Origin of the sequence: Nocardioides sp. SR21, assembly GCF_022761125.1 — a bacterium.
GTDB lineage: Bacteria > Actinomycetota > Actinomycetes > Propionibacteriales > Nocardioidaceae > Nocardioides.
In genome coordinates this window covers 84,376-110,143 of record NZ_JAKWJR010000006.1, presented here as the reverse complement: position 1 = coordinate 110,143, position 25,768 = coordinate 84,376, and the positions used below count along the sequence as shown (strand labels likewise).

Below are 25,768 nucleotides of genomic sequence, written 5' to 3'. Positions count from 1 at the left end.
GGACAATCGTCTGATGTGGGACACGTAGACGTCGCAGGGGTCCGGTACGAGCTGCCGGACGGGAGAGTGCTGCTGGACGACGTGTCGTTCCGGGTCGGCGAGGGTGCCAAGGTCGCGCTGGTCGGCGCGAACGGCGCCGGCAAGACGACCTTGCTGAGGATCATCACCGGCGACCTGGTGCCGCACGCCGGCGCGGTGACCCGCTCCGGGGGCCTCGGCGTGATGCGGCAGGCCGTCGGGGCCGGGCTCGGTGACGACCCGACCGTCGCCGACCTCCTGCTGAGCGTCTCGCCACCACGCATCCGCGATGCTGCCGCCGAGGTCGACCGCCTCGAGCTGGCGCTGATGGAGAGCGACGACGAGAAGACGCAGATGGCCTACGCCCATGCGCTCTCGGAGTTCGCCGACGCCGGCGGGTACGACGTCGAGGTCACGTGGGACGTCTGCACGATGGCCGCGTTCTCGCTGCCCTACGACCGCGCGAAGTACCGCACGCTCAGCACGCTCTCCGGCGGCGAGCAGAAGCGGCTGGTGCTGGAGTTCCTGCTGCGCGGGCCGGACGAGGTGCTGCTGCTCGACGAGCCCGACAACTACCTCGACGTCCCCGGCAAGATCTGGCTCGAGGGCCGGATCCGCGAGTCCGACAAGACGGTCCTGATGATCAGCCACGACCGCGAGCTGCTGAACAACACCGCGACCCGCGTGGTCACCGTCGAGCTCGGCCACGCGGGCAACACCGTCTGGACCCATCCGGGCGGGTTCGCGTCGTACCACGACGCCCGCCGCGACCGGTTCCTCCGCTTCGAGGAGATGCGCAAGCGCTGGGACGAGGAGCACGCGAAGCTCAAGCAGCTGGTGCTCCACTACAAGATCAAGTCCGAGTACAACGACGGCATGGCGTCGCAGTACCGCGCCGCCCAGACCCGCCTCCGCAAGTTCGAGGAGGCCGGCCCGCCGACCGAGCAGCCGCGCGAGCAGCAGGTCACGATGCGGCTCAAGGGCGGCCGCACCGGCAAGCGCGCGGTCGTGTGCGAGGACCTCGAGCTGACCGGGCTGATGAAGCCGTTCGACCTCGAGGTCTGGTACGGCGAGCGCGTCGCCGTGCTCGGCTCTAACGGCTCCGGCAAGTCGCACTTCCTGCGCCTGCTGGCGATCGGCGGGAGCGATCCCGACGTCGAGCACCGCCCGGTCGAGGACATCGAGATCAAGCCGGTGCGGCACACCGGCAAGGCCAAGCTCGGCGCTCGCGTCCGTCCGGGCTGGTTCGTCCAGACCCACGAGCACCCCGAGCTGATCGGCCGCACGCTGCTCGAGATCCTGCACCGCGGCGACGGCTCGCCGAACGGTCGTGCAGGCATGGGGCGCGAGCAGGCGGCGCGCGTGCTCGACCGCTACGAGCTGGCGCACGCCGGCGAGCAGAGGTTCGAGTCGCTGAGCGGCGGGCAGCAGGCCCGGTTCCAGATCCTGCTGCTCGAGCTGTCCGGCGCGACGCTGCTGCTGCTCGACGAGCCGACCGACAACCTCGACGTGCAGTCGGCGGAGGCGCTCGAGGCCGGGCTGGACGCCTTCGACGGCACGGTCCTCGCGGTCACGCACGACCGCTGGTTCGCGCGCGGGTTCGACCGCTTCCTCGTGTACGGCGCGGACGGTGAGGTCTACGAGTCCGACGGCCCGGTGTGGGACGAGGGCCGCGTGGAGCGGGCGCGATGAGCCTCACCATCGAGCGCGTCGACCCGGACGACCAGGCGACGTACGACGCCTTCTACGACGTCTACCTCGCCGCCGAGCGTGCCGACGGCGACGCCGCGTCGCCGTGGATGCGCGACGAGATGCGGGTGGCGCTCCAGCCGAGGGCCGCCCGCCGCGCGGACGCCTTCGTGGGGAGGGCCGGCGGTCGCGTCGTCGCGGCCGGCCGCCTCGAGACGCCGTTGCTCGACAACCTGGAGACCGCCGAGGTCGCGGTCCACGTGGGCCCGGACGATCGTCGCCAGGGGCACGCGTCCGCGATGCTGGCCGAGCTCGAGCGCGAGGCGCGGGCCCGCGGCCGGGGCGTGATGCAGGCGATGGCGTGCTGGAGGTACGACGCCGGGCCGGAGGGTGCGGGGGAGTCCGGCGCCGAGTTCGCCCGCGCCCGCGGCTACACGCTCGGGCTGGCCGAGGTGAAGCGCCGGCTGGCGCTCCCGGTCGCGGCCGGAGTGCTCGAGGAGCTCGCGGCCGAGGTCGCGCCCCACCACCGCGGCTACGAGCTGCGCTCCTGGGTCGGCCCGGTGCCGGAGGAGCTCGCGGAGAGCTGGGTGCGCCTGACGTCGACGCTGATCACCGAGGCGCCGACCGGCGAGATGGACTTCGAGTCCGAGAGCGCGGACGTCGGCTCGATGCGTGAGGCCGAGGCCCTGCTCAGCCGCCAGGGGCGGACGAAGTACAACACCGTCGCCCTCGATGCCGACGGGGAGGTCGTCGCCTACACCGACCTCGCGACCACCATCCACGAGCCCGGCAAGGCGTACCAGTGGGGCACGCTCGTGCGCGGCGACGCCCGCGGTCGCCGGCTCGGGCTGGCGGTGAAGGTCGCGAACCTGCAGCTGCTGCAGGCCGAGCGTCCCGACATCACCCAGATGACGACGTTCAACGCCGAGGTCAACGCGCACATGATCGGTGTCAACGAGCGGCTCGGGTTCCGCCCGGCGGGCCGGCTCGGCGACTTCCAGAAGCGGCTGGGCTGAGGAAGCCAAAGGGCCCCACCGGTCAGGAGACGGTTCCGACCAGTGGGGCCCGGTTTCCTTCTCGGGGGAGAGAAGGAGCCTGGAGGCTGGGCTCAGGAGTTGGACGTGTCCGCGTCCGAGTCCAGCGTGAGGGTGACGGTCTTGCTCTCGCCCTCGTGGGTGTACGTCACGGTCACCTCGTCGCCCGGCCGGTAGGACCGGATCGTGGCGACCAGCGAGTCGGCGCTGGTGATCAGCTCGTCGTCGACCTTGGTGATCACGTCGCCCTCGGCGAGGCCGGCGTTCGCGGCCGTCGAGCCGTCGGTGACGTCCTGGACCTGGGCGCCGCCGTCGACCGCCGCGCCGCTCTCGTCGGTGACCGGCGAGACCGAGATGCCCAGGCGGGCGTGGGTCGGCGTCGCGCCGTTGCTCATCTGGTCGACGATCGGGAGCACGAAGTCGATCGGGATCGCGAAGCCGAGACCGATCGAGCCGGCCGCCTCCTCGGAGGTGCTCGCGGTGCGGATCGAGGAGTTGATGCCGACGACGTTGCCGTTCATGTCGACCAGGGCGCCGCCGCTGTTGCCGGGGTTGATCGCCGCGTCGGTCTGGATGGCGGGGTACGTCGTGCTGTTGTTCTCGGCGTCCGAGCCGACGTCCACGGGCCGGTTCAGCGCGCTCACGATGCCGCTGGTGACCGTGGACTCGAGGCCGAACGGCGAGCCGATCGCGACGACGCCCTCGCCGACCTTGAGGTCGCTGGACTTGCCGATGGTGGCCGGGGTGAGACCGGAGACGTCCTGCGCCTTGATCACCGCGGTGTCGGTCAGCGGGTCGGTGCCCAGGATCTCGGCCGGCGCCGTCGTGCCGTCGTTGAACGAGACGCTGATCTCGCCGCCGTCGGCGGCCACCTCGACCACGTGGTTGTTGGTGAGGATCTCGCCGTCCGAGCTGAGGATGATGCCGGAGCCGGAACCCGCGCCCTCGGCGCCGCTCACGTTGATCTTCACGACCGACGGCAGCACCTTCGCCGCGACCTGCTCGACCGTGCCGTCCGCGGCGGCGGACTCGGGCGTGTCCACGACCTGCGAGGTCGTCGCGTTGGCGGAGTCGCCGTTGGTGCCGGACTCGTCGGCCACGGTGTTCCAGGCGGCTGCGCCGCCGACACCCGCCGCGCCGCCGACCACCAGGGCGGTGGCCAGGACGGCGACGGCGAGGCCGGTGTGCCGGTGCTTGCGCGAGCTCGGCAGCGACGACGGCTGCGCGAACGCCGGCGGGCCCTCCGGCGGCGGCCCGAGAGGGGCCGTGCCGGAGAAGTTGTAGGGCGAGCCCGGGGGCTGGGTCGGGTACGGGGTCGTCGGCTGCTCATCCATGCCCACCACAGTGCTGGGGGTCGCTGTGTGTTCGCTGAGAGAGTCCTGGGGGGCTACGAAGAAACCTCGTCGGCCTCCAGCTGCAGGGTCAGCGCCTTGAGCAGCTGGGCGAGCTGGGCCCGCTCGCCCGGTGGCAGCGTGCGCACCAGGTCTTCCTCGGCCCGGCCGCGCAGCGCCATCGCGCGCCGCCACACGTCCATGCCCGAGCGGGTGACCTCGATCCCGACCCGGCGCCGGTCGTTGGCGTCGGCCCTGCGCTGGATCCAGCCCGCCCGTTCCAGGGCGTCGAGCCGCCCGGTCATCCCGGCGTTGCTGATGCCCAGGTCGACGGCCAGGGCCGACGGGCTGGCGTGCCCCGGGGTGTCGCGGACCACCAGCAGGTGCAGGGTCTCGTACTCGAAGTCCTGCAGCCCCACCTCGGCGACCGCCTCCTGCATCGCGGCCTTGAAGTACCGGACCAGCTTGCCCATCCGGACCACGATCGCCTCGATGTCGTCGTCGAACGGGACGTCGATCCAGTGGTCGCGCCAGCGGGCGACGTGACGGTCCGCCCAGTCCTCCGCCGAGTCCTCGCTCATGGCGGCCATCGTAGGGACTTCTACTTTGACGAATAGTTCGCCAGCGAATTAATCTGGTGACGTGAGCACGACGACCGCCAGCATCCGGACCGGGCCGCTGCGGCACCGGGACTTCCGGATGCTGGTCATCGGTACCACGACCAGCTCGCTCGGGAACGCGATCTACCCCGTCGCGCTCGCCTTCGCCGTCCTCGACCTCGGCGGATCGGCGAGCGACCTGGGGCTGGTCATCGCGCTCTTCGCGCTGGCCGACGTCGTCACGGTGCTGTTCGGTGGCGTCCTCGGTGACCGGGTCTCGCGCAAGCTGATGATGGAGGGCTCATCGGCCGCGTGCGCGGCGACCCAGGCTCTCCTCGCGGTGCTGCTGATCGGCGGCTGGGCGACGCTGCCGACCCTGGCCGTGATCGGCGCGGTCACCGGTTGTCTCGGCGCGTTGAGCAAGCCGTCGTCGTCGGCGATGACCCGGCTCACCGTCCCCGCGGAGGACCTGCCGTCGGCGGTCGCCGTACGCCGGGTGCTGGAGACCGGAGCCATGGTCGTCGGCTTCGCGTTCGCCGGCATCCTCGTCGCAGGGGTGGGGTCCGGCTGGGCGATCGCCGTCGACGGGGCGACGTTCGTCGTGGCCGCGCTGGCCTTCGGCCGGCTGCGCGTCCCCCACACCCGCCCGGAGGGCATCCGACCGTCCCTGGGTGCCGACCTCGCGGAGGGGCTGCGCGAGGTGTTCCGCCACACCTGGCTGTGGCTGCTGATCGGGCAGGCGCTGCTCTACCACCTGTTCTACGGCGGGGCCCAGGGCGTCCTGGGGCCGATCGTGATCGGCGACGAGTTCGGCCGGTCGGCATGGGGCTTCGCGCTCGGCGCGCTGATGGTCGGGTTCGTCACGGGCGGGTTGATCTGCCTGCGCTGGCGGCCGCGCCACGGCCTCTTCGTCGGGACGATCCTGCTGTCGCTGACCGCGACGTTCCCGATCGCGATGGCCCTCAGCGACAGCCTGCTCCCGATCCTCCTCGGTGCGTTCCTCCACGGCCTCGGCCTGGAGATCTTCAGCGTCAACTGGGACCTGTCGATCCAGCAGAACATCGACGAGGACAAGCTGGCGCGGGTCTACTCCTTCGACCTGGTCGGCTCGTTCGTCGCCCGGCCCATCGGCCTGGCGTTGACCGGCCCGATCGCCGCGGCCGTCGGGTTCGACACGTGGCTGCTCGTGGTCGGGACGATCATGGGCGTCTCGTCGCTGCTGGCGCTGCTCTCGCCGGACGTGCGGCACCTCGAGCGCAAGGCCTGACCCGGTCCAGTCCAGCAGTCCCGAAATTCGGGCGTTCCCGCCTGTGGGACGCTGGTTCGTGGCACCGTCGGCGGTGCAGACCAACTGGGGGGTTAGTCAATGTCATCGGCTGTGTCCAGTCGCGCGCGCCGCGCGGCCCGTCTTCCGCTCGCCATCGCGGCGCTGCTCTGCGTCGGCAGCGCGGTCACCGTGCTGCAGGTCGCCGGCACCGGCGCCACCGCCCAGACACCCGCGGTCTGCACGACCGTGAGCAACCCGCTGGGCGACGCGACCGGGTGGACCGAGTTCATCGAGACCGACGGCAACCGCGGTGCGGAGTCCGAGGGCTCGATCGCGTACGGCGGCAACTTCGCCGGCAGCGGCTTCACGATCGGGTCGCACCTGCCCGTCTCCACTCCGGCGTCGACGCCGACCCTCGTGGTCGCCGGCAGCCACGGCACCTTCAACCTCCAGCGCGGCAGCGCCTACCTGAACCCGCCCACCGGCGTGAACTTCAATGGTGGTGGCAGCTACCTCGCCAGCAACCCGGTCAGCTTCGGACCGGCGTTCACCTACCTGCGTTCGAAGTCCGCCGACTGGGCGAACGCGGCGCAGACCGGCACCGTCACGACCGTGACCTCGAACCCGCTGCCCGGTGGCCAGGTCACGCTGGTGCTCTCCGGCTCGAACGCCGACCTCAACGTCTTCAACATCAGCCAGGCCGACCTCGGCAGCAAGCAGGTCGGCATCGACGTCCCGCAGGGCTCGACGGTGCTGGTCAACGTCAGCGGCACGGCCCCGGCGTTCCAGAACAACCTGCTGATCAAGCGGCCCGTCACCGGCGACTGGGACCAGGCCAGCGACGGCGTCGTGAAGCCCGGCCAGAACTCCGCGGCCGGCTGGCCCGGCATCCTGTGGAACTTCCCGCAGGCGACCTCGGTCCAGATCAACAGCGGCTCGGCGTTCGCCGGCACGGTCCTCGCGCCCGACGCCGCGGTCACGGTGGGCAACGCCGGCCACACGATCGGCCAGATGATCGCGAAGAGCTTCAGCTCCACCAAGGAGACGCACTTCAACCTCTTCCCGTCCACGCCGTGCCTGCCGGGCCCGCCGCCGCCGCAGGGCGACTCGGACGTGAAGATCACCAAGACCGCGTCCGACCCGAACCCGCACGGTGGCGACCTCGTCACGTACACGCTGCTGGTCGAGAACGTCGGCGACAGCCCGGCCACCGGCGTGGTCGTGAAGGACGTGCTGCCCACGGGCGTCACGTTCGACTCCGCCCAGTCGCCGTGCACCCAGGCGTCCGGCACCGTCACCTGCAACCTCGGCACGCTCGCCGCGCACTCCTCGACCACGCTGTGGATCAAGGTCGTCGCCAACCCGGTCGTCGGCGCCGGACCGGTCTCGCACCCGCAGGCCTACCACTGGCTCACGCCCTACAAGGTCGAGATGCAGGTCGACCTCGAGGCGGGCGAGCAGAAGAGCGTGACGCTGAGCTGCAACGCCGGCGACATCCTCAGCGACGGCCACTTCCGCATCGACCACGTCGACCAGGACACCGGCACCATCGCCGACGACGTGAAGATCCTCAGCTCGCAGGCGACCGGCCTCGGCGTGGGCTCGTGGAAGGGCATCATCCGCAACGACGCCTTCGGCCGCACGCAGGCCAAGGCCTTCATCGTCTGCCTCCCGAAGGAGACCGAGGCCGCGGACCGCCAGACCGGCTACGGCGACAGCCACAAGCACCCGCTGTCCGTCGACCCGGCACCGGTCACGCAGACCGCGACGTACGCCGCCGGCTCGCACACCGCGTCGCTCACCTGCCCGACCGGCACCATGCCGATCGCGCCCGGCTTCGACGCGCCTGCCGGTGGTGTCGTGCTGACCGCCTCGGAGTGGAGCCAGGCGCAGTCGCGCGGCTGGACGTTCGGCTTCGACGTGGACGTGCCGACCACCGTCACCCTCAGCGCGCGCTGCCTGCGCACGACCGTCGGCCCGGTCTACGGCCACACCCACGACCTGAAGTTCACCCACGTGGTGAAGACGTTCACGGTGCCCGGCCACACGGCCAAGGAGGGCGACGAGTTCAAGGTGACCTGCCCCGACGACGCCAAGGGAGTCGTGGCGACCTGGGACCTGCCGCCGGGCCTCGAGCACTTCGGCAACGACCCGCGGCTCAAGGAGCGCGCGTTCCGGATCTTCAACGACACCGGGAGCGCCAAGCAGGCCACGCTCGACCTGATCTGCCTGCACGACCGGACCAAGACCGAGGGCATGGGCACCGACGACCCGGTGGTCGTCCCGAACACCGCCACGGTGTCGTCGGCGTCCGCGGACGCCAACGAGTACAACAACTCCTCGACCGCGACGATCACGGTGCTGCCGGGCTCGTCGACGACGGGGACGGGCGGCAGCGGCCAGGTGAGCGGCTCGACGTTCTCGATGAAGGTCGTGTCGTCGATGCCCGGCAAGGGCGCGCTCGTCCTCCGCGGTGGCGGAGCGGTGCTGGCGAAGGGTCAGGTCGCGCTGCGGCCCGGCCAGGCGTCGACCGCACGCCTGAAGCTCACGGCCGCCGGCGCCCGGCAGATCGCCAAGCTGGACACGGTCTCCGTGAGCGTCGACCCGACGCGGGGCAAGACGGTCACGCGGAGCGTGAAGGTCCGGCACTGAGCCGGTAGCCGCGGTCGCGGAGCTGCTCGCGCAGCTCCGCGGCGCCGGTGAACAGGATGGCGTCCATGCCGAGCGCGGCCGCCGCCTCGATGTTCGCGCGGTTGTCGTCGATGAACACCAGGCGGTCCAGCGGCACGCCCGCGTGCTCGGCGACGATCTCGAACGCCCGCGGGTCCGGCTTCGCGACCTTCACCTCGCCGGACACCACCACGTGGTCGAGCAGCTCGAGCACCTCGAACCGCCCGGCGGCGTACGGGTAGTAGAGCTCGTCGGACCAGTTCGTCAGGCCGAGCAGCGGGATCCCCGCGGCGTGCAGCTCACGCACGATGTCGGCGGTGCCGGGCACCTCGCCGAGCGAGGCGGGGAAGTGGTCGAGGTACGCCGCCGCGTGGTCGGCCCAGTGCGGGTGGGTGCGGCGTACCTCCGCGACACCCTCGGCCCAGGGCCGGCCGCTGTCCTGGAGGTGGTTCCAGGCCATGAAGTCGAAGTCGTCGGCGTCCAGGAAGCTCTGGGCCTCAACGACACCGACCCCCGCCGCGATGGCGAGGGCCGGTTGCCAGTCGATGAGGACGTTGCCGAGGTCGAAGACCACGGCGTCGGGCATTACGCCCAGCGCTCCGAGGCAGGCGTGAAGTCGAGCGTCCGCGGACCGGTGTAGATCTGCTTCGGACGAGCGATCTTCTGCTCCTTGTCCTGCACCAGCTCGGACCACTGGGCCAGCCAGCCCGGCGTCCGGCCGATCGCGAACAGGACCGTGAACATCTCCGGCGGGAACTGGAAGGCCTCGTAGATCAGGCCGGAGTAGAAGTCGACGTTCGGGTACAGCTTGCGCTTGATGAAGTACTCATCCTCGAGCGCGATCTTCTCGAGCTCCTTGGCGATCTCGAGGAGCGGGTTGACCCCGGTGACCTCGAAGACGTCGTCGCAGGCCTTCTTGATGATCGTCGCGCGCGGGTCGAAGTTCTTGTAGACCCGGTGACCGAAGCCCATGAGCTTCTCGTTGCCGTTCTTCACGCCCTCGATGAAGGAGGGGATGTTCTCCTTCGAGCCGATGCGGCGCAGCATCCGCAGCACGGCCTCGTTGGCGCCACCGTGCAGCGGGCCGTAGAGCGCGCCGACGCCCGCGGCGACGGCGGAGTAGGGGTCGACCTGCGACGAGCCGACCGAGCGGACCGCGTTGGTCGAACAGTTCTGCTCGTGGTCGGCGTGCAGGATGAACAGCACGTCGAGGGCGCGGACCAGGCGCTCGTCGGCCTCGAACTTCGACTCGCTCATCTTGAAGAGCATCGAGAGGAAGTTGGCCGTGTAGCCGAGGTCGTTGTCCGGGTAGACGTACGGCTTGCCCTGCGCGTGGCGGAACGCCCAGGCGCCCAGGGTCGGCATCTTCGCGATCATGCGGACGATCTGCATGTGCCGGTTGTCGGCGTCGCTGATGTTGCGTGCGTCCGGGTAGAACGTCGAAAGGGCCCCCACCGACGCCATCAGCATCCCCATCGGGTGCGCGTCGTAGCGGAAGCCCTGCATGAACGACTTCACGTTCTCGTGCACGAACGTGTGGTACGTGATCTCGTGGACCCACGCGTCGTACTCGGCCTTGGTGGGCAGGGCGCCGTTGATCAGCAGGTAGGCGACCTCGAGGAAGCTGGACTTCTCGGCCAGCTGCTCGATCGGGAAGCCTCGGTACTCGAGGATGCCCTTCTCGCCGTCGATGTAGGTCACCGAGCTGCGGCAGGACGCGGTGTTGACGAAGCCGGGGTCGTAGACCGCCAGGCCCGGAGTGTCGTCGCCGGCCTTGATCTTGCCCAGATCCGCGGCCTTGATGGCGCCGTCGAGGATCGGGACGTCGTACTCCAGTCCGGTGCGGTTGTCACGCACGGTGAGAGAATCAGTCACCCGCCCAACTTAGTCGGCCTTACCAGCGGCTGTGAAACCAGGTCCGTCCGTGGACAGCGCGGGGAGTGGCGCTCGCGCGCTTTTGACCCTGCCGGGAGCCGCCCCGTAGTCTTGTCAGTCGCGCCTCCTGCCGCGCTCCGAGCCCTGCCACGGGACCGGGGTGCAGACCCGGAGAGAGACCGGGCAGTGTTCGTCAGAAGGCGTGGCTCCACAACCCGCGGGACAAAGGGTCCTCGCGGGCCACCACGAACGAAGGAAGTTCCTCCGTGCGCACGTACAGCCCGAAGCCCGCTGACATTCAGCGCGAGTGGCACGTCATCGACGCCACCGACATCGTCCTGGGCCGGCTCGCCGTCCAGTCCGCCAACCTCCTGCGCGGCAAGCACAAGCCGATCTTCGCCCCGCACATGGACACCGGTGACTTCGTCATCATCGTCAACGCGGAGAAGGTCGCCCTGTCCGGCACCAAGAAGACGACCAAGCTCGCCTACCGCCACTCCGGTTACCCGGGCGGCCTCACGGCCACCCCGATCGGCGAGATCCTCGAGAAGGACGCCCGCAAGGCCATCGAGAAGGCCGTGTGGGGCATGCTGCCCAAGAACAAGCTCGGCCGTCAGATGCTGAAGAAGCTGAAGGTCTACTCCGGGCCGAACCACCCGCACCAGGCCCAGCAGGCCACTCCCTTCGAGATCTCCCAGATCTCCCAGTAATCCGCGTACCGAGAGAGTTTGAGAGACATGGCTGACACCACCACTGAGGTCGAGGAGACCTACGAGGTCGACGAGCAGGGCATTGCCTACAGCTCGGAGAGCGCCCCGTCCGCTGACACCCCCGCGCGCCCGGCGACCATCGCCCCGGCCGCCGCGACGGGCCGTCGCAAGGAGGCCGTTGCCCGTGTCCGGATCGTTCCGGGCACCGGCGTGTGGACCATCAACGGTCGCACCCTGGACTCCTACTTCCCGAACAAGCTGCACCAGCAGGTCGTGAACGAGCCGTTCGCGAACCTCCAGCTGGAGGGCCGCTTCGACGTGATCGCCCGCATCCACGGCGGCGGCATCACCGGTCAGGCCGGCGCCCTGCGTCTCGGCGTGGCCCGCTGCCTGAACGCGATCGACGTCGAGGCCAACCGCCCGTCGCTCAAGAAGGCCGGGCTGCTCACGCGTGACGCCCGCGTCATCGAGCGCAAGAAGGCCGGTCTCAAGAAGGCCCGCAAGGCGCCGCAGTTCAGCAAGCGCTGATTCACTGCGTATGCCGCGCATCTTCGGCACGGATGGGGTCCGGGGCCTGGCCAACGGTCAATTGACCGCGGAGCTGGCCCTGGACCTTTCCGTTGCTGCCGCACGTGTCCTGGCCGACCGGGGCGAGTTCGAAGGGCACCGCCCGCTCGCCGTGGTCGGCCGGGACACGCGCATCTCCGGCCAGTTCCTCGAGCACGCCGTCGTGGCCGGCCTGGCGGCCGCCGGTGTCGACGTGCTCCGGCTGCGGGTCCTGCCGACCCCGGGCGTCGCGTACATGACCCAGGCGCTCGGGGCCGACCTCGGCGTGGTCATCAGCGCCTCGCACAACCCGATGCCGGACAACGGCATCAAGTTCCTCGCGCGCGGCGGGGTCAAGCTCGACGACGCGGTCGAGAAGCTCATCGAGCAGCACCTCGACGAGGAGTGGGACCGCCCCCTCGGCGGTGCCGTCGGCCGTGTGACGCCGTACGCCACGCCCGTCGAGGAGTACGTCGAGCACCTCGTCTCGACCCTCGACAAGCCGCTGAGCGGCATCAGGGTCGTCCTCGACTGCGCCCACGGTGCGGCGTACGAAGCCGGCCCGTCCGCGCTGCGCGCCGCCGGCGCCGAGGTGATCGCGCTGAACGTCGAGCCCGACGGCCTCAACATCAACGACGGCTGCGGCTCCACGCACCTCGGGCCGCTGCAGGCCGCCGTGCTCGAGCACGGCGCCGACGTCGGCTTCGCGCTCGACGGTGACGCGGACCGCTGCCTCGCGGTCGACCACGAGGGCAACGACGTCGACGGCGACCAGCTGATGGCGATCCTCGCGATCGGCATGGCCGAGACCGGCCACCTCGTGAAGAACACGGTGGTCGCCACGGTGATGAGCAACCTCGGCTTCGTGCAGGCGATGAAGGCCGCGAACATCGGCGTACGCCAGACCAAGGTCGGCGACCGCTACGTGCTCGAGGCGATGAAGGTCTCCGGCTACTCGCTCGGCGGCGAGCAGTCGGGCCACGTGATCATGAGCGAGTACGCCACCACCGGTGACGGCCTCCTCACCGCGCTGCACGTGCTGCAGCGGATGACCGCGACCGGCGAGAGCCTGAAGTCGCTGGCGTCGGTGATGAACCGGCTGCCGCAGGTGCTCATCAACGTCAAGGACGTCGACAAGTCGCGCGCCGACGACGACGCGGTGCTCGCCGCCGCTGTCGCCGAGGAGGAGGCCGCGCTCGGGGAGACCGGCCGGATCCTGCTGCGCCCGTCCGGCACCGAGGCGCTGGTGCGGGTGATGGTCGAGGCCGCCACCCAGGAGGAGGCCGGCGCGGTCGCCGAGCGCCTCGCCGCGGTCGTGAAGAGCCAACTGGCACTCTGATCGCATGACTGGGCCCACCCTCGCTGTCGAGGGCGTTGCGAAGACGTTCGGAGCCGTGCGCGCCGTCGACGACCTGTCGTTCACCGTGCGGCCGGGTGCCGTCACGGGGTTCCTCGGTCCCAACGGTGCCGGCAAGACCACGACGCTGCGGATGCTGCTCGGCCTGACCCGGCCGACCGCCGGGCGGCTGCTGGTCGGTGACCGGCCGTACGGCGAGCACGAGCGTCCCGCCCGGGTGGTGGGCGCCGCGCTGGAGGCGTCGAGCTTCCACCCCGGCCGCACCGGCCTGGCCCACCTCGAGGTGTTCGCGCCGCAGGTCGGCGTCTCGCGGCAGCGCTGCCGCGAGCTGATCGAGTTCGTCGGCCTCGGCCCGGCCGCCGACCGCCGCGTCGGTGGCTACTCCATGGGCATGCGCCAGCGCCTCGGCCTCGCGACCGCGCTCCTCGGCGACCCGCCGGCGATCGTGCTCGACGAGCCGGCGAACGGCCTGGACCCCGAGGGCATCGTCTGGCTGCGCCGGCTGCTGCGCGCGTTCGCCGACGAGGGCCGCACCGTGCTGATCTCCAGCCACGTGCTCACGGAGGTGCAGCACACCGTCGACGACGTGGTGATCATCGCCCGCGGCAAGCTGGTGCACGCGTCGTCGCTCGCGGCGCTGGCCGACCTGGCCGAGCCCGAGACGTACGTCGAGTCGCCCGACCCGGCTGCCCTGCAACGGCTCTGCGAGGCGCGCGGGTGGACGGCGGCGGCGAGCGACCGCGGGCTGCTGGTGACCGGCGTGGTCGCGGCCGAGGTCGGCGCCGCGGCGCACTCCGCCGGTGTCGAGCTGCACCAGCTCGCCAGCCGCGGGGTCGGCCTCGAGGACGTGTTCCTGCGGCTGACGGGTGGTGCCTCGTGAGGGCGGCCGTGGTCGCGGAGTACCGCAAGCTGGTCACGACCCGGATGTGGTGGGTCCTGCTGCTCGCGCTGGCGGCGTACCTCGCGTTCATCGGAGGCGCGCTGGCGTTCTCGATCGTGGTCGCGGCCGAGAACGAGCAGGGCGACCTGATGCTCCACGGCGTCGACGCCGCCGCCTCGATCTACGGGCTGACGAACGCGATCGGGTACGTGTTCCCGTTGGTGATCGGCAGCCTCGCGATGACCACGGAGTTCCGCCACCAGACCATCACGCAGTCGCTGCTCGTCGAGCCGCGACGCGGGGTGTTCCTCGGCGCGAAGCTGCTCGCGACGCTCCCGCTCGGGCTCCTGTACGGCGTGGTCGCGACCGCGGCCGTGGTGCTGGCCAGCGCGCCGGTGCTCGCCGGCCTGGGCGACGGCGCGTTCCTCACCGAGCCCGACATCATCGAGGTGCTGCTGCTCAGCGTGGTCGTCACGGCGCTGTGGGCGATGATCGGCGTCGCGTTCGGCAGCGTGCTCACCAACCAGGTGGCCGCGATCGTGGTCATCCTCGCGGTCACCCAGTTCGTCGAGCCGATCGCCCGGGTCGCGCTGGGGGCGTTCGACGCGCTCGACGGTGTCGCGAAGTTCCTGCCCGGCGCCGCCGCCGACGGCCTGATCGGCGCCAGCCTCCTGGGCTCGATGGACGGCGGGTCCGCCGAGCTGCTGCCGCGGTGGGCCGCCCTGCTCGTGATGCTGGCGTACGCCGGGATCCTCGCCGCGATCGGCCGCTTCACCACCCTGCGCCGCGACATCGGTTGACGCCGCCCGGGGCCGGGTAGACCCCTCGCATGTCCCGGGCCCGCGTCGCCACCCTCCTCGGTGTCGTCGCGGTGCTGTGCGTCGTGGCGACCGCCGCGGTCGCGATGTCGACGCGCGACGAGTCCGCGCCCGAGCCGGCGATGCTCACCGTGAGCAGGGCCGGGTCCTCCTTCCAGGTCCCGGCCGAGGACTGGAAGGTCGAGGACCCCGCGGTGCGGGTGTTCTACACCGACGAGGAGGGGCGCCCGGTCGCGGTCGTCCGCGGCCCGGCCGTCTACCGGGCCGGCTACTGCGGCAAGGGCTCCAACCAGGGCTTCGCCGGCTTCACGAGGCATCCGCTCGAGGCCTGGGTCGACGCTCTGGGTGAGCCCCACTCCTCGGGCGCTCAGGAGGTGACGCTCGGCGACGGTGCCGAGGCGCGCCTGGAGTGGGCCCGCGTCGCGCAGCCGGCGGGCGATCGGTGCGCGGCAGCCGAGGTGCACGTCGCGATGGTGCGCACGGACGCCGTCCGGGTCGTGCTCGTCGCCGACGCCGGCGAGCCGGGGGCGCTCGACGACGCTGCGGTCCGGTCGATCCTCCGCAGCCTGAGCCCACTACCCTGAGCGTCGTGCACCGGCTCTGGGTCGACTACTGCGGAGAGCTGATCGAGGTCGCCCCGGAGCGTCCGTTCGGCATCGGGCGCCAGGCCGACCTGTCGGTCGAGGACAACCCGTTCCTGCACCGCCGGATCGTCGAGCTCTCGTGGGACGGGTCCCTGTGGTGGATCGCCAACGTCGGCAGCCGGCTCAGCGTGACGGTGAGCGGCGGCGCCGGCACCTTGCAGTCCTGGGTCCCGCCCGGGGCTCGGGTGCCACTCGTGCTGCCCGAGGTCGTGGTGCTCTTCACGGCCGGTGAGACGACGTACGAGCTGGTGCTCCAGTGGGAGGGTGCGTCGTTCGAGCCGGTCGAGCCGGCGACGCAGCCGGAGGACGGCGACCTGACGCTGGGGGCCGTCAACCTGACCTGGACCCAGTTCCAGCTGCTCGTCGCCCTCGCCGAGAACTCGCTGCGTCGGGCCGGCACCGGCGCGAGCGCGGTCCCGACGAACGCCGCGGCCGCCGCACGGCTCGGCTGGCCGCTCACGACCTTCAACCGCAAGCTCGACAACGTCTGCGACAAGTACTCCCGCGCCGGCGTGAAGGGCCTCCGGGGCGGCGCCGGTGAGATGGCGACCAACCGGCGGGCCCGCCTGGTCGAGTACGTCATCGCGGCGCGGATCATCACGGCCGATCACCTCGTGGCCCTCGACGAAGCGCCCGGTCCCCAGGCCTGACTGGTTTGGACAGGGGAGCGGTCCCCATCGACGGCTGTTCGGCACCCACTCCAGGATTGACCCACGCAACCGCGCCGGCCGAGACGAGGGGGACCCGATGCCGAACAAGCAGGACGCCGCTGCCCGGCTCGGCATCGGGCAGGTCGGGTTCGTCGCATCCGCGCCGGCCCTCTGGCACCCCCTCGACGACACGTCGTTCGGCCGGGTCAACGAGGTCGGCGACCTCATCGCGGTGGCGCGGGTGCGGGTCCGGCGGTGTGACGCCGTGGCCGTCGTGGAGAGGATCCGCGAGGCCATGGAGTCCGCCGCCGGCGACCACCGCATCTACACGCGCAGCGTCGACGACCTCGTGCTCGGCGCCTGGTCGGGCTTCTCGGTCGCCGACCTGCTGGTCAGCGTTCGCGACTCCGAGCTGTTCCTCACCGAGCGGGCTGCGGTGCTGCTCGCCCACGAGTCCGGGGAGATCACCGTGGAGGTCGACGCGAACACGCCGTACCTCGACGCGATCCCCGACCTCGGCGCCGAGGTGCAGGCCCTCGCCGCGTCGGTGCAGCTGGCCGACGCCGACGCGTGACGCTCTGACTCAGAGCTTGCGCAGCCGCACGTAGCGCACGGAGTGGTCACGGTCCTTGCGCAGCACGAGGGTGGCGCGGGACCGGGTCGGCAGGATGTTCTGTGACAGGTTCGGCCCGTTGATCGTGTCCCAGATGCGCTGGGCCTCGGCGATCGCCTCGTCGCGTGAGAGCGCGCCGTACTTGGAGAAGTAGGAGTCCGGGTCGCGGAACGCGGTCTCGCGCAGCCGCAGGAAGCGCTCGACGTACCAGTCGCGGATGTGGCCGGTGCCGGCGTCGACGTACACGGAGAAGTCGAAGAAGTCGCTCAGCGTCAGGCCGGAGCGGCCGTCCTCGCGGACCCGCGCGGGCTGGAGGACGTTGAGGCCCTCGATGATCACGATGTCGGGCCGCTTCACGACGACCTTGTCGCCGGGGACCACGTCGTAGGTGAGGTGGGAGTAGATCGGCGCCTCGACCTCGTCCTTGCCGGACTTGATGTCGACGACGAAGCGCAGCAGCGCGCGGCGGTCGTAGGACTCCGGGAAGCCCTTGCGCTGCAGGAGTCCGCGGCGCTCGAGCTCGGCGTTCGGGTACAGGAAGCCGTCGGTGGTCACCAGCGCGACGTTGGGGTGCTCGGGCCAGTGCGCGAGCATCTGTCGGAGCACGCGGGCGGTGGTCGACTTCCCGACCGCCACCGAGCCGGCCAGGCCAATCACGAACGGCGTGCGCTGCGGCTGGACCTGGTGGAGGAACTCCTCCTGCTGGCGGTGCAGCCGGCCCGCGGACCCGACGTACATGCTGAGGAGCCGCGAGAGCGGCAGGTAGATCTGCTGGACCTCGTCGAGGTCGAGCTGGTCACCGAGGCCACGGAGGCTGCGGATCTCGTCGGTGTTGAGCGGGTTCTCGACCTCGTGGGCGAGCGCCGCCCAGGCCGAGCGGTCGAGCTCGACGTACGGCGAGGACTCCCGGGTGGCGTCGGCGGGGTGCACGTCGCCGTGGGAAGACATGGAGGCGATTGTTGCAAAGGCCCGCGGATAGGGTGAGACCCATGTGCGGGATCGTTGGTTACGTAGGTCACAAGCGAGCCCAGGATGTCGTGGTGGAGGGCCTGCGGCGGCTGGAGTACCGCGGCTACGACTCGGCCGGGATCGCCCTCGTCGCCGACGGTGCCCTGGCGACCGACAAGCGGGCCGGGAAGCTCGCGAACCTCGAGAAGGCGATCGCCGCCACCCCGCTGCCGGACAGCACCACGGGCATCGGCCACACCCGCTGGGCGACCCACGGCGCGCCGAACGACGTCAACGCCCACCCGCACACCGGGGAGGCCCGGCGGGTCGCGCTGGTGCACAACGGGATCATCGAGAACTTCGCCGAGCTGCGCACCGAGCTCGAGGCCGCCGACCACCACCTGCTCTCCGAGACCGACACCGAGGTCGCGGCCCAGCTGGTGGAGCTCGAGGTGCTCGCGGGTGCCGACCTGACCGAGGCGATGCTGCGGGTCGTACGCCGGCTCGAGGGCGCGTTCACCCTGGTGGCCGTCGACGCCCTCGACCCGTCCCAGGTGGTCGCCGCCCGGCGGAACTCGCCGCTGGTCGTGGGCATCGGCGAGGGCGAGAACTTCCTCGGCTCCGACGTCGCGGCGTTCATCGAGCACACCCGCGAGGCGCTGGAGCTCGGGCAGGACCAGGTCGTCACGATCACCCGCGAGGGCGTGACCGTGACGAACTTCGACGGCACGCCCGCGGAGGGCCGGCGCTACCACGTGACCTGGGACCTGTCGGCCGCCGAGAAGGACGGCCACGACTGGTTCATGCGCAAGGAGATCTTCGAGCAGCCCCGCGCGGTCGCCGACTCGCTGCTCGGGCGGCGTACTCCCGAGGGGCACCTGCACCTCGACGAGATGCGGCTGTCGGACCAGGAGCTGCGCGACGTCGACAAGGTCATCATCATCGCGTGCGGCACGTCCTTCTACGCCGGCATGGTCGCGAAGTACGCGATCGAGCACTGGTGCCGGGTGCCGGTCGAGGTGGAGCTGGCGTCGGAGTTCCGCTACCGCGACCCGATCCTCGACTACTCCACGCTGGTCGTCGCGATCTCGCAGTCGGGGGAGACCGCGGACACGCTGCAGGCGATCCGGCACGCACGCACGCAGCGCTCGAAGGTGCTCGCGATCTGCAACACCAACGGCTCGACGATCCCGCGCGAGTCCGACGCGGTGATCTACACGCACGCCGGCCCGGAGATCGGGGTCGCGTCGACCAAGGGGTTCCTGACCCAGCTGGTCGCGTGCTACCTGCTGGCGCTCTACCTCGCCCAGGTGAAGGGCACGCGGTACGGCGACGAGATCGACCAGGTGATGCGGCAGCTCGAGGCGATGCCCGACCACGTCTCCACGGTGCTCTCGTCGGCGTCGGCCGTGTACGAGCTGGCCCGCGACCACGTCGACACCCGGTCGGTGCTGTTCCTCGGCCGACACGCGGGCTACCCGGTCGCGCTCGAGGGCGCGCTGAAGCTCAAGGAGCTCGCCTACATCCACGCCGAGGGCTTCGCGGCCGGCGAGCTCAAGCACGGCCCGATCGCGCTGATCGAGGACAACCTGCCGGTCTTCTGCGTGGTGCCGCCCGCCGGCCGGGACCAGCTGCGCGACAAGATGGTCAGCGGCATCCAGGAGGTCCGCGCCCGCGGGGCCCGCACGATCTGCCTGGTCGAGGAGGGCGACGACGCGATCACGCCGTACGCCGACGTCGTCATCCGGCTGCCGAAGGTGCCCGTGCTGCTGCAGCCGTTGGTGTCCGTCGTACCCCTGCAGCTGTTCGCGTGCGAGCTCGCCACCGCCCTGGGCCACGACGTCGACCAGCCGCGGAACCTCGCGAAGTCGGTCACGGTCGAATGATCATCGGGGTCGGGATCGACGTCGTCGACATCGAGCGGTTCGGGGAGTCGCTGAAGCGGACGTCCGGCCTGACCGCCCGGCTGTTCACCGCGTCGGAGGCGTCGCGGCCATTGGCGTCGCTGGCCGCCCGGTTCGCGGCCAAGGAGGCGCTCGCCAAGGCCCTCGGCGCCCCCGTCGGCATGCACTGGCACGACGCCGAGATCGTGTCCGAGGAGTCCGGCCGGCCGGTGCTGGAGATGCGCGGCTCGGTGCTGAAGCGCGCCAACGACCTCGGTGTCGCGTCCTGTCACGTGTCGCTCTCGCACGACGCCGGGATCGCGTCCGCTGTGGTCGTCCTGGAGGGGTAGTCCCTGACGTTTCCGGGGTCGTTCGGGCGGAATCGCCCCGGAAACGTCAGGGACTACCCCGCTAACGTCGAGCCCATGAGATCCGCGCACACGGTCGAGCAGGTGCGGGCAGCGGAAGCCGAGCTGATGACGCGGCTGCCCGAGGGCGCGCTGATGCAGCGCGCCGCGGCGGGGTTGGCGTACGCCGTGATCGACCTGCTCGGGGAGGCGTACGGGCGGCGGGTGCTGCTGCTGGTCGGGTCGGGGGACAACGGCGGGGATGCGCTGTACGCCGGAGTGCTGCTGGCCCGGCGGGGCGTGCAGGTCGAGGCGTGGCTGCTGTCGGACCGGGCTCACGAGGCGGGCGTCGCGGCGCTGACGGGGGCCGGAGGCCGGGTCGTCCGCATCACGGGGGCGGACAGCCAGTCCGGAGGCCGACGACCCGACGTGGTCGTCGACGGGATCGTCGGGATCGGCGGGCGGGCGGGGCTGCGGCCCGAGGCCGAGGCAGCGCTCGAGGCCGTGAGAGGCGCCCCGACCGTCGCGGTCGACGTCCCGAGCGGCGTCGACGTCGACACCGGCGAGGTCGCAGGAGCGCACGTGCGCGCCGACGTCACGATCACGTTCGGCACCCACAAGGTCGCGCACCTCGTCGATCCGGCCGCGTCCGCGTGCGGCGTGGTCCACCTGGTCGACATCGGCCTCGACCTCCCGGACGCCACCGTCGAGGCGCTGCAGCCCGAGGACGTCGCTGCGCTGCTCCCGCGGCCCGACCCGGACGCACAGAAGTACGCCCGGGGCGTGGTGGGCATCCGCGCCGGGTCGGCGCAGTACCCCGGTGCAGCCCTGCTCAGCGTCGCCGGAGCGAACAGCGGGCTCTGCGGGATGGTGCGGTACGTCGGTGACGTCGCCGACCAGGTCCGCGCGACCCATCCCGAGGTCGTCGGCGCCGGTCGCGTGCAGGCGTGGGTGGTCGGCTCCGGCGGCGGCAACGGTGCCGCCGACCAGCTGACCGAGGCGCTGCAGGACCGCGTCCCGACGGTGATCGACGCCGACGCCCTCCGCTCCGTCGTCGGCCCGGTCCCGGTGCCCGCGATCCTCACGCCGCACGCCGGCGAGCTGGCCGCGATGCTCCGGGTCGAGCGCGGCGAGGTGGAGAACCGGCCCCTCGAGCACGCTCGCCGGGCTGCGGCGACGTACGGCGCCGTCGTGCTGCTCAAGGGCCGGCACACGCTCGTCGTCGAGCCGGACGGCCGGGTACGCGCCACCACCACCGGCACGCCCTGGCTGGCGACCGCCGGCGCGGGCGACGTGCTCGGCGGGCTGATCGGCGCGCTGCTCGCCGCCGGCCTCGAGCCGTACGACGCCGCCTCGGTCGGCTCCTGGCTGCACGGCGCGGCCGCGACGCTCGCGAGCGCCGGGGGTCCGGTCACCGCGAGCCAGGTCGCGGCGTCCATTCCGGCAGCCGTCCGGGCGCTTGCCGAGGCGTGATGGGAGAATCGCGGCCATGAACCCCGAGATCGTCGTCGATCTCGCGGCGGTCCGGCACAACGTGCGCGCCCTCCGCGAGCACACCGGCGTCGCCTCGATGACGGTGGTCAAGGCCGACGGCTACGGGCACGGCATGGTCGAGGTGGCCCGTGCCGCCCGCGAGGCGGGCTCGGACTGGATCGGGGTCGCCACGCTCGACGAGGCGCTCGCGCTCCGGAACGCCGGTGACGAGGGTCCGCTGCTCTGCTGGCTGACGCTCCCGGACGCCGACTGGGCGGCCGCGATCGACGCCGGCATCGACGTCACCGCCTACTCGGTCGCCGAGCTCGACGCGATCGCCGCGACCGGCAGGCCCGCCCGCGTGCAGCTCAAGGTCGACACCGGCCTGTCCCGCGGCGGCGCCCCGCTCGAGACCTGGCCCGCGGTCGTCGAGCGCGCGAGGCAGGGTGAGCAGGACGGCAGCTGGAAGGTCACCGGCATCTGGTCGCACTTCGCCGCCAGCGACGAGCCCGACCACCCCGCGAACGACGCGCAGGAGCAGGCCTTCCGGCAGGCGCTCGCGCTGGCCGAGGGGCTCACGCCCGAGGTCCGCCACCTCGCGAACTCCGCCGCCGGCCTCCTGCGCCCGAGCAGCCACTTCGACCTGGTCCGCTTCGGGCTGGCGTCGTATGGCCTCGACCCCGCGCCCGGCCACACCCCCGACCTCGGCCTCGTCCCGGCGATGACCGTCCACGCGCCGCTGGCGATGGCCAAGTCGATCCCCGCCGGCGCGGGCGTCTCCTACGGCCACACCTGGGTCGCCGAGACGCCGACCACCGTCGGCCTCGTCCCGATCGGGTACGGCGAGGGCGTGCTGCGCTCGGCCAGCAACGCCGGCCGGGTGCTGGTCGACGGCAAGCAGCGCGCGATCCGCGGCCGGGTCTGCATGGACCAGTTCGTCGTCGACCTCGGGGGAGACCTGCCCGACACCGGCGCCGAGGTCGTGCTCTTCGGCCCCGGCACCCAGGGCGAGCCGACCGCCCAGGACTGGGCGGACGCCGCCGGCACCATCTCCTACGAGATCGTCACTCGCATCGGTGGCCGACTGGCCCGGAGGTACGTCGCCTGATGAGCATCCGCAGAGCAGCCGTCGCCGGAGCCGTCGGCCTCGCCGCCGCCGGCGCGGCCGGGGCCGGACTCGCGCACCGCCGGCGGGTCCTGGCCCGCCGCGACGACGGGACCGGACCCGCCTTCGGGTCGCTGCGCTCCAAGGGCCAGACCGTCGTCGCCGACGACGGCACCCCGCTGTACGTCGAGGTCGACGAGCCCGACGTACCGACGCGACTCACGCTGGTCTTCTGCCACGGGTACGCCCTGAACCTCGACTGCTGGCACTTCCAGCGCGAGCACTACCGCGCCCGGGGCATCCGCGCGGTCTACTACGACCAGCGCTCCCACGGCCGGTCCGGCCGGTCGGCGGTGGGGAACGCGACGATCGAGCAGCTCGGCTCCGACCTGCTCACGATCCTCGACGCCGTCGCTCCCGACGGGCCGGCGGTCCTGGTCGGGCACTCGATGGGCGGCATGACGATCGTCGCGCTGGCCGAGGAGCACCCCGAGCTGTTCGGTGACCGGGTGATCGGCGCCGCGCTGATCGCGACGACCGCCGGTGGTCTCGACCCGAGCCGCATCCTGTTCCCGATGGTCCCCACCTGGGCGGGTTCCGGCGCCGTGCACCGCGGCGTCGCGGCGCTCGCCCGCGGCCACCGCGCGGTCGACCGGCTGCGCAAGGTCGGCCGGGACGTCGCGCTGGTGGCGACCGAGCAGCTCGCGTTCGGCGACGACGTGCCGCAGAGCTACGTCGCGTTCGTGGACGAGATGCTGGCGGCGACGCCGTTCGAGGTGGTCGCGGAGTTCTTCCCGGGCTTCGGCAGCCTCGACAAGTTCGACCACGTCGAGCCGCTGGCGAAGGTCCCGACCGCGGTCATCTGCGGCACCGACGACAAGCTCACCTCGATCGGGCACAGCCGCAAGCTCGCCTCGCGTATCGACGGCTCCACGCTGCTGGAGTGCCACGGCGCCGGCCACATGGTGCTCCTCGAGCGTCCCGACGAGGTCAACGGCGAGCTCGACCGCCTGCTCGACACGACCGGTGCGGCGGACGCCCGGTGAGCGTCGAGATCCGGCGGGTCGGCCCCGAGGCCGCCGCCGACGTGCTGATGGTGGTGCGCGCCGCGTTCGAGGCGCGCCCGCCCCTGGACCCGCCGGCCGCGGCCCTCACCGAGACCGAGGCGTCCATCGCCGAGAAGCTCGCGGCCCACGGGGGCCTGCTGGCGTGTGTCGACGGCGAGGTCGTCGGCACGCTGCTCCTCGACCCGATCGGGCGTACGACGTACCTGCGGCGCTTCGGCGTCCTGCCCACGGCTCAGGGGCACGGCGTCGCCGCGGCCCTCATCGAGGCGGCGGTCGAGGCGTCCGAGGGCTCGCACGACCTCACCGTGGTCGCGCGCGAGGAGCTGCCCGCCACGGTGCGGTTCTGGGAGCGGCAGGGCTTCCGCGAGATCAGCCGCGAGTCCCCGAACGTCGAGCTGCGACGCCCGCTGCGCACCCACGCGTTCCAGATCCCCGACGCCGAAAGGATGCGCGACCTCGGCCGGGCGCTGGCCAAGCAGCTCGCCGCCGGCGACCTGCTGGTGCTGAGCGGCGAGCTCGGCGCGGGCAAGACCACGTTCACCCAGGGCCTCGGCGCCGGCCTCGGCGTACGCGGCGACGTCACGTCGCCGACGTTCGTGATCGCGCGCGTGCACCCGTCGCTGGTCGACGGGCCGGACCTCGTGCACGTGGACGCCTACCGCCTCGGTGGCCTGGACGAGCTCGACGACCTCGACCTCGACACCTCGTTCGACGAGGCGGTCACCGTGGTGGAGTGGGGCGAGGGCCTGGCCGAGGGACTGTCGGAATCGCGGCTGGAGGTCGCGATCGTCCGGGGCGACGCGCCCCACGACGGGCTCGACCCGCGCCGCGTCGAGATCACGCCGGTGGGACCCCGCTGGCACGTACTGGACTTCCGAGGACTCGCATGAAGCTCGTGATCGTGACCGGATCGGGACGCAGCGGCACCAGCAGCGTCGCCGGCACCCTCAAGCGGCTCGGCCTCGTCGTGCCGCAGCCCGAGGTCGAGGCCGACGAGTCGAACCCGCGCGGCTACTACGAGCCGCTGTGGGTGACGGAGTTCCACAAGGAGCTGCTCAACCCGATCCCGGTGCGCACCATCGACTCCCGTCCGACCGCGATGGAGCAGGCCGCCGAGGCCGTCACGCCCGAGGTCGAGGAGCGGCTGCGCGACTGGCTGTCCGGCCAGCTCGGCCACCCCCAGGTCGTGATCAAGGACCCGCGCGAGTTCTGGGTGCACGACCTCTGGCTGCGCGTCGCCGGCGAGCTCGGCGCCGAGGTCACCACGCTGACCATGCTGCGGCACCCCACCGAGGTCGTCCGCTCGCGCGACACGGCGTACCTCACCGAGCAGACCCCGGGCTTCCGCCGCCAGCGCGAGACCACCAACGTGGCGGCGTGGGTGAACGCCGCGTTCGAGACCGAGCGCACCACCCGCCGGCACGCCCGCGCCTTCGTCCCGTACGCCGACCTGGTCGGCGACTGGCGCAGCGCGATGACCAGGGCGGGGGAGCAGCTCGGCATCGAGTACGACGGCGACCTGGCCGCGCCGCACCCGGTCGACGACTTCATCGACGCGAGGCTCAACCGCTCGCAGGTGACCTGGGAGGACATCGCCGTACCCCCTCAGGTGCGCGACCTCGCCGAGCGCACCTGGACCGCGATGCACGTGCTCGTGTCCAGCCCGCACGACGCGAGCGCGGTCGCCGAGCTCGAGCGGATGCGCGAGGAGTACGTCGAGATGTACGAGTACGCCGCCGCGATCTCCCTCGACGAGACGACCGCCCAGGTCGCTCAGGTGCGCCGCAACATGCGCAAGCGGCTCGACAACAAGGACCGCCAGATCGAGCGGCTCAGAGCAGCGTCTGCGAACCCACCAGCGCGGTGACCGCTCCGGTCAGCGCGGTCGTCGCCACCAGCACGCCGCCGGTGGCGAGCAGCCCGGTGACCTTGCGCGTGGGCGAGCCGTCGGTCGGGAACGCGAGCTGACGCGCCTTCCCCAGGCCCCGGCCCATCAGGCCGAGCACGTGCCGCGCCCAGGCGTACTCCGCGGCCAGCAGCGCGAGCCCGAGCCCGATCACCACGAGGCCGGGCCCCGGCAGCACCAGCATCGCGACGCCGGCCACGATCAGCAGCGGGCCGACGATCGTCACGCCGACCTTCACCGCGACGGCGCGCACCGGGCCGGCGTTCGCCCACGTGTCGACGCGCGTGAGCAGGGCATCGGTACGCGAGGTCATGCCCCCATGGTCGGGGACCAGCCTG

General features: G+C 71.7%; 25 protein-coding genes. 19 read left to right on the top strand and 6 right to left on the bottom strand.

Annotated elements, in window-relative coordinates; translation table 11 throughout:
* Positions 1–15 precede the first annotated feature (15 nt).
* Complete coding sequence (locus MJ604_RS12660; RefSeq protein ID WP_243058823.1) at positions 16–1,710, top strand: ABC-F family ATP-binding cassette domain-containing protein; 1,695 nt, start codon at positions 16–18, stop codon at positions 1,708–1,710.
* Positions 1,707–2,723 carry a GNAT family N-acetyltransferase gene (locus MJ604_RS12655; protein WP_243058822.1) on the top strand — a complete coding sequence of 339 codons (1,017 nt, stop codon included), beginning with the start codon at positions 1,707–1,709 and terminating at the stop codon, positions 2,721–2,723. The genes MJ604_RS12660 and MJ604_RS12655 overlap by 4 nt, the downstream gene beginning before the upstream one ends.
* Before the next feature lie 92 nt (positions 2,724–2,815).
* On the opposite strand, the gene MJ604_RS12650 is transcribed toward MJ604_RS12655, so the two are convergent.
* Positions 2,816–4,075 carry a S1C family serine protease gene (locus tag MJ604_RS12650; RefSeq protein ID WP_243058821.1) on the bottom strand — a complete coding sequence of 420 codons (1,260 nt, stop codon included), beginning with the start codon at positions 4,073–4,075 and terminating at the stop codon, positions 2,816–2,818.
* A 53-nt stretch (positions 4,076–4,128) separates the two neighbouring features.
* On the bottom strand, positions 4,129–4,653 hold the full coding sequence (locus tag MJ604_RS12645) for a MarR family winged helix-turn-helix transcriptional regulator (RefSeq protein WP_243058820.1): 525 nt from the start codon (positions 4,651–4,653) through the stop codon (positions 4,129–4,131).
* A 61-nt stretch (positions 4,654–4,714) separates the two neighbouring features.
* On the opposite strand from MJ604_RS12645, the gene MJ604_RS12640 reads away from it, so the two are divergent.
* Together MJ604_RS12640 and MJ604_RS12635 are read left to right on the top strand one after the other, a co-directional pair.
* Entirely contained in the window at positions 4,715–5,938 is a 1,224-nt protein-coding gene (locus MJ604_RS12640) for an MFS transporter (protein WP_243058819.1), read from the top strand.
* Between the two features lie 111 nt (positions 5,939–6,049).
* Positions 6,050–8,590, top strand: a complete 2,541-nt coding sequence (locus MJ604_RS12635; protein WP_243058818.1) for a choice-of-anchor A family protein — start codon at positions 6,050–6,052, stop codon at positions 8,588–8,590.
* Here the strand turns inward: MJ604_RS12635 and MJ604_RS12630 are convergent.
* Both MJ604_RS12630 and MJ604_RS12625 read right to left on the bottom strand, forming a co-directional pair.
* Positions 8,562–9,194 carry an HAD family hydrolase gene (locus MJ604_RS12630; protein ID WP_243058817.1) on the bottom strand — a complete coding sequence of 211 codons (633 nt, stop codon included), beginning with the start codon at positions 9,192–9,194 and terminating at the stop codon, positions 8,562–8,564. The genes MJ604_RS12635 and MJ604_RS12630 overlap by 29 nt on opposite strands.
* On the bottom strand, positions 9,194–10,483 hold the full coding sequence (locus MJ604_RS12625) for a citrate synthase (RefSeq protein WP_243058816.1): 1,290 nt from the start codon (positions 10,481–10,483) through the stop codon (positions 9,194–9,196). Before MJ604_RS12625 ends, MJ604_RS12630 begins: the two co-directional genes overlap by 1 nt.
* A gap of 266 nt (positions 10,484–10,749) precedes the next feature.
* On the opposite strand from MJ604_RS12625, the gene rplM reads away from it, so the two are divergent.
* The 8 genes from rplM (at position 10,750) to MJ604_RS12585 (ending at position 16,662) form a co-directional block, all read left to right on the top strand.
* On the top strand, positions 10,750–11,193 hold the full coding sequence (gene rplM / locus MJ604_RS12620) for a 50S ribosomal protein L13 (protein WP_243058815.1): 444 nt from the start codon (positions 10,750–10,752) through the stop codon (positions 11,191–11,193).
* A gap of 27 nt (positions 11,194–11,220) precedes the next feature.
* Positions 11,221–11,721 carry a 30S ribosomal protein S9 gene (rpsI, locus tag MJ604_RS12615; protein ID WP_243058814.1) on the top strand — a complete coding sequence of 167 codons (501 nt, stop codon included), beginning with the start codon at positions 11,221–11,223 and terminating at the stop codon, positions 11,719–11,721.
* Between the two features lie 10 nt (positions 11,722–11,731).
* On the top strand, positions 11,732–13,078 hold the full coding sequence (gene glmM / locus MJ604_RS12610; protein ID WP_243058813.1) for a phosphoglucosamine mutase: 1,347 nt from the start codon (positions 11,732–11,734) through the stop codon (positions 13,076–13,078).
* Between the two features lie 4 nt (positions 13,079–13,082).
* Positions 13,083–13,976, top strand: coding sequence for an ABC transporter ATP-binding protein (locus tag MJ604_RS12605; RefSeq protein WP_243058812.1), 894 nt, complete (start codon positions 13,083–13,085; stop codon positions 13,974–13,976).
* Positions 13,973–14,776: an ABC transporter permease gene (locus tag MJ604_RS12600; protein WP_243058811.1), complete on the top strand. Its 804-nt coding sequence runs from the start codon at positions 13,973–13,975 to the stop codon at positions 14,774–14,776. The genes MJ604_RS12605 and MJ604_RS12600 overlap by 4 nt, the downstream gene beginning before the upstream one ends.
* Positions 14,777–14,805: 29 nt before the next feature.
* On the top strand, positions 14,806–15,378 hold the full coding sequence (locus MJ604_RS12595; RefSeq protein ID WP_243058810.1) for a hypothetical protein: 573 nt from the start codon (positions 14,806–14,808) through the stop codon (positions 15,376–15,378).
* A gap of 5 nt (positions 15,379–15,383) precedes the next feature.
* On the top strand, positions 15,384–16,088 hold the full coding sequence (locus MJ604_RS12590) for a hypothetical protein (RefSeq protein ID WP_243058809.1): 705 nt from the start codon (positions 15,384–15,386) through the stop codon (positions 16,086–16,088).
* Positions 16,089–16,185: 97 nt separating this feature from the next.
* On the top strand, positions 16,186–16,662 hold the full coding sequence (locus MJ604_RS12585) for a hypothetical protein (protein WP_243058808.1): 477 nt from the start codon (positions 16,186–16,188) through the stop codon (positions 16,660–16,662).
* Between the two features lie 9 nt (positions 16,663–16,671).
* Here MJ604_RS12585 and coaA read toward each other — a convergent pair whose 3' ends face one another.
* Entirely contained in the window at positions 16,672–17,649 is a 978-nt protein-coding gene (gene coaA, locus MJ604_RS12580) for a type I pantothenate kinase (protein WP_243058807.1), read from the bottom strand.
* Between the two features lie 41 nt (positions 17,650–17,690).
* On the opposite strand from coaA, the gene glmS reads away from it, so the two are divergent.
* The 7 genes from glmS (at position 17,691) to MJ604_RS12545 (ending at position 25,391) form a co-directional block, all read left to right on the top strand.
* Positions 17,691–19,535, top strand: a complete 1,845-nt coding sequence (gene glmS, locus MJ604_RS12575) for a glutamine--fructose-6-phosphate transaminase (isomerizing) (RefSeq protein ID WP_243058806.1) — start codon at positions 17,691–17,693, stop codon at positions 19,533–19,535.
* On the top strand, positions 19,532–19,882 hold the full coding sequence (locus MJ604_RS12570; RefSeq protein ID WP_243058805.1) for a holo-ACP synthase: 351 nt from the start codon (positions 19,532–19,534) through the stop codon (positions 19,880–19,882). The genes glmS and MJ604_RS12570 overlap by 4 nt, the downstream gene beginning before the upstream one ends.
* 75 nt (positions 19,883–19,957) lie before the next feature.
* Positions 19,958–21,352, top strand: a complete 1,395-nt coding sequence (locus MJ604_RS12565) for an NAD(P)H-hydrate dehydratase (RefSeq protein WP_243058804.1) — start codon at positions 19,958–19,960, stop codon at positions 21,350–21,352.
* Between the two features lie 16 nt (positions 21,353–21,368).
* A complete protein-coding gene (gene alr, locus MJ604_RS12560; protein ID WP_243058803.1) occupies positions 21,369–22,460 on the top strand; it encodes an alanine racemase in 1,092 nt (363 codons plus the stop codon).
* On the top strand, positions 22,460–23,503 hold the full coding sequence (locus tag MJ604_RS12555; protein ID WP_243058802.1) for an alpha/beta fold hydrolase: 1,044 nt from the start codon (positions 22,460–22,462) through the stop codon (positions 23,501–23,503). The genes alr and MJ604_RS12555 overlap by 1 nt, the downstream gene beginning before the upstream one ends.
* Positions 23,500–24,414: a tRNA (adenosine(37)-N6)-threonylcarbamoyltransferase complex ATPase subunit type 1 TsaE gene (gene tsaE / locus MJ604_RS12550; RefSeq protein ID WP_243058801.1), complete on the top strand. Its 915-nt coding sequence runs from the start codon at positions 23,500–23,502 to the stop codon at positions 24,412–24,414. The genes MJ604_RS12555 and tsaE overlap by 4 nt, the downstream gene beginning before the upstream one ends.
* Positions 24,411–25,391, top strand: a complete 981-nt coding sequence (locus tag MJ604_RS12545) for a sulfotransferase family protein (protein WP_243058800.1) — start codon at positions 24,411–24,413, stop codon at positions 25,389–25,391. The genes tsaE and MJ604_RS12545 overlap by 4 nt, the downstream gene beginning before the upstream one ends.
* Here the strand turns inward: MJ604_RS12545 and MJ604_RS12540 are convergent.
* Complete coding sequence (locus MJ604_RS12540; RefSeq protein WP_243058799.1) at positions 25,357–25,743, bottom strand: PGPGW domain-containing protein; 387 nt, start codon at positions 25,741–25,743, stop codon at positions 25,357–25,359. The genes MJ604_RS12545 and MJ604_RS12540 overlap by 35 nt on opposite strands.
* Positions 25,744–25,768 lie beyond the last annotated feature (25 nt).

Coding starts and splice junctions, on each gene's coding strand:
- MJ604_RS12645 (WP_243058820.1), bottom strand. CDS start 4,653: ATGAGCGAGGACTCGGCGGAGGACTGGGCGGACCGTCACGTCGCCCGC.
- MJ604_RS12540 (WP_243058799.1), bottom strand. CDS start 25,743: ATGACCTCGCGTACCGATGCCCTGCTCACGCGCGTCGACACGTGGGCG.
- MJ604_RS12595 (WP_243058810.1), top strand. CDS start 14,806: ATGTCCCGGGCCCGCGTCGCCACCCTCCTCGGTGTCGTCGCGGTGCTG.
- MJ604_RS12570 (WP_243058805.1), top strand. CDS start 19,532: ATGATCATCGGGGTCGGGATCGACGTCGTCGACATCGAGCGGTTCGGG.
- MJ604_RS12630 (WP_243058817.1), bottom strand. CDS start 9,194: ATGCCCGACGCCGTGGTCTTCGACCTCGGCAACGTCCTCATCGACTGG.
- MJ604_RS12655 (WP_243058822.1), top strand. CDS start 1,707: ATGAGCCTCACCATCGAGCGCGTCGACCCGGACGACCAGGCGACGTAC.
- rpsI (WP_243058814.1), top strand. CDS start 11,221: ATGGCTGACACCACCACTGAGGTCGAGGAGACCTACGAGGTCGACGAG.
- glmS (WP_243058806.1), top strand. CDS start 17,691: ATGTGCGGGATCGTTGGTTACGTAGGTCACAAGCGAGCCCAGGATGTC.
- MJ604_RS12555 (WP_243058802.1), top strand. CDS start 22,460: ATGAGCATCCGCAGAGCAGCCGTCGCCGGAGCCGTCGGCCTCGCCGCC.
- MJ604_RS12545 (WP_243058800.1), top strand. CDS start 24,411: ATGAAGCTCGTGATCGTGACCGGATCGGGACGCAGCGGCACCAGCAGC.
- glmM (WP_243058813.1), top strand. CDS start 11,732: ATGCCGCGCATCTTCGGCACGGATGGGGTCCGGGGCCTGGCCAACGGT.
- MJ604_RS12585 (WP_243058808.1), top strand. CDS start 16,186: ATGCCGAACAAGCAGGACGCCGCTGCCCGGCTCGGCATCGGGCAGGTC.
- alr (WP_243058803.1), top strand. CDS start 21,369: ATGAACCCCGAGATCGTCGTCGATCTCGCGGCGGTCCGGCACAACGTG.
- MJ604_RS12650 (WP_243058821.1), bottom strand. CDS start 4,075: ATGGATGAGCAGCCGACGACCCCGTACCCGACCCAGCCCCCGGGCTCG.
- coaA (WP_243058807.1), bottom strand. CDS start 17,649: ATGTCTTCCCACGGCGACGTGCACCCCGCCGACGCCACCCGGGAGTCC.
- MJ604_RS12605 (WP_243058812.1), top strand. CDS start 13,083: ATGACTGGGCCCACCCTCGCTGTCGAGGGCGTTGCGAAGACGTTCGGA.
- MJ604_RS12565 (WP_243058804.1), top strand. CDS start 19,958: ATGAGATCCGCGCACACGGTCGAGCAGGTGCGGGCAGCGGAAGCCGAG.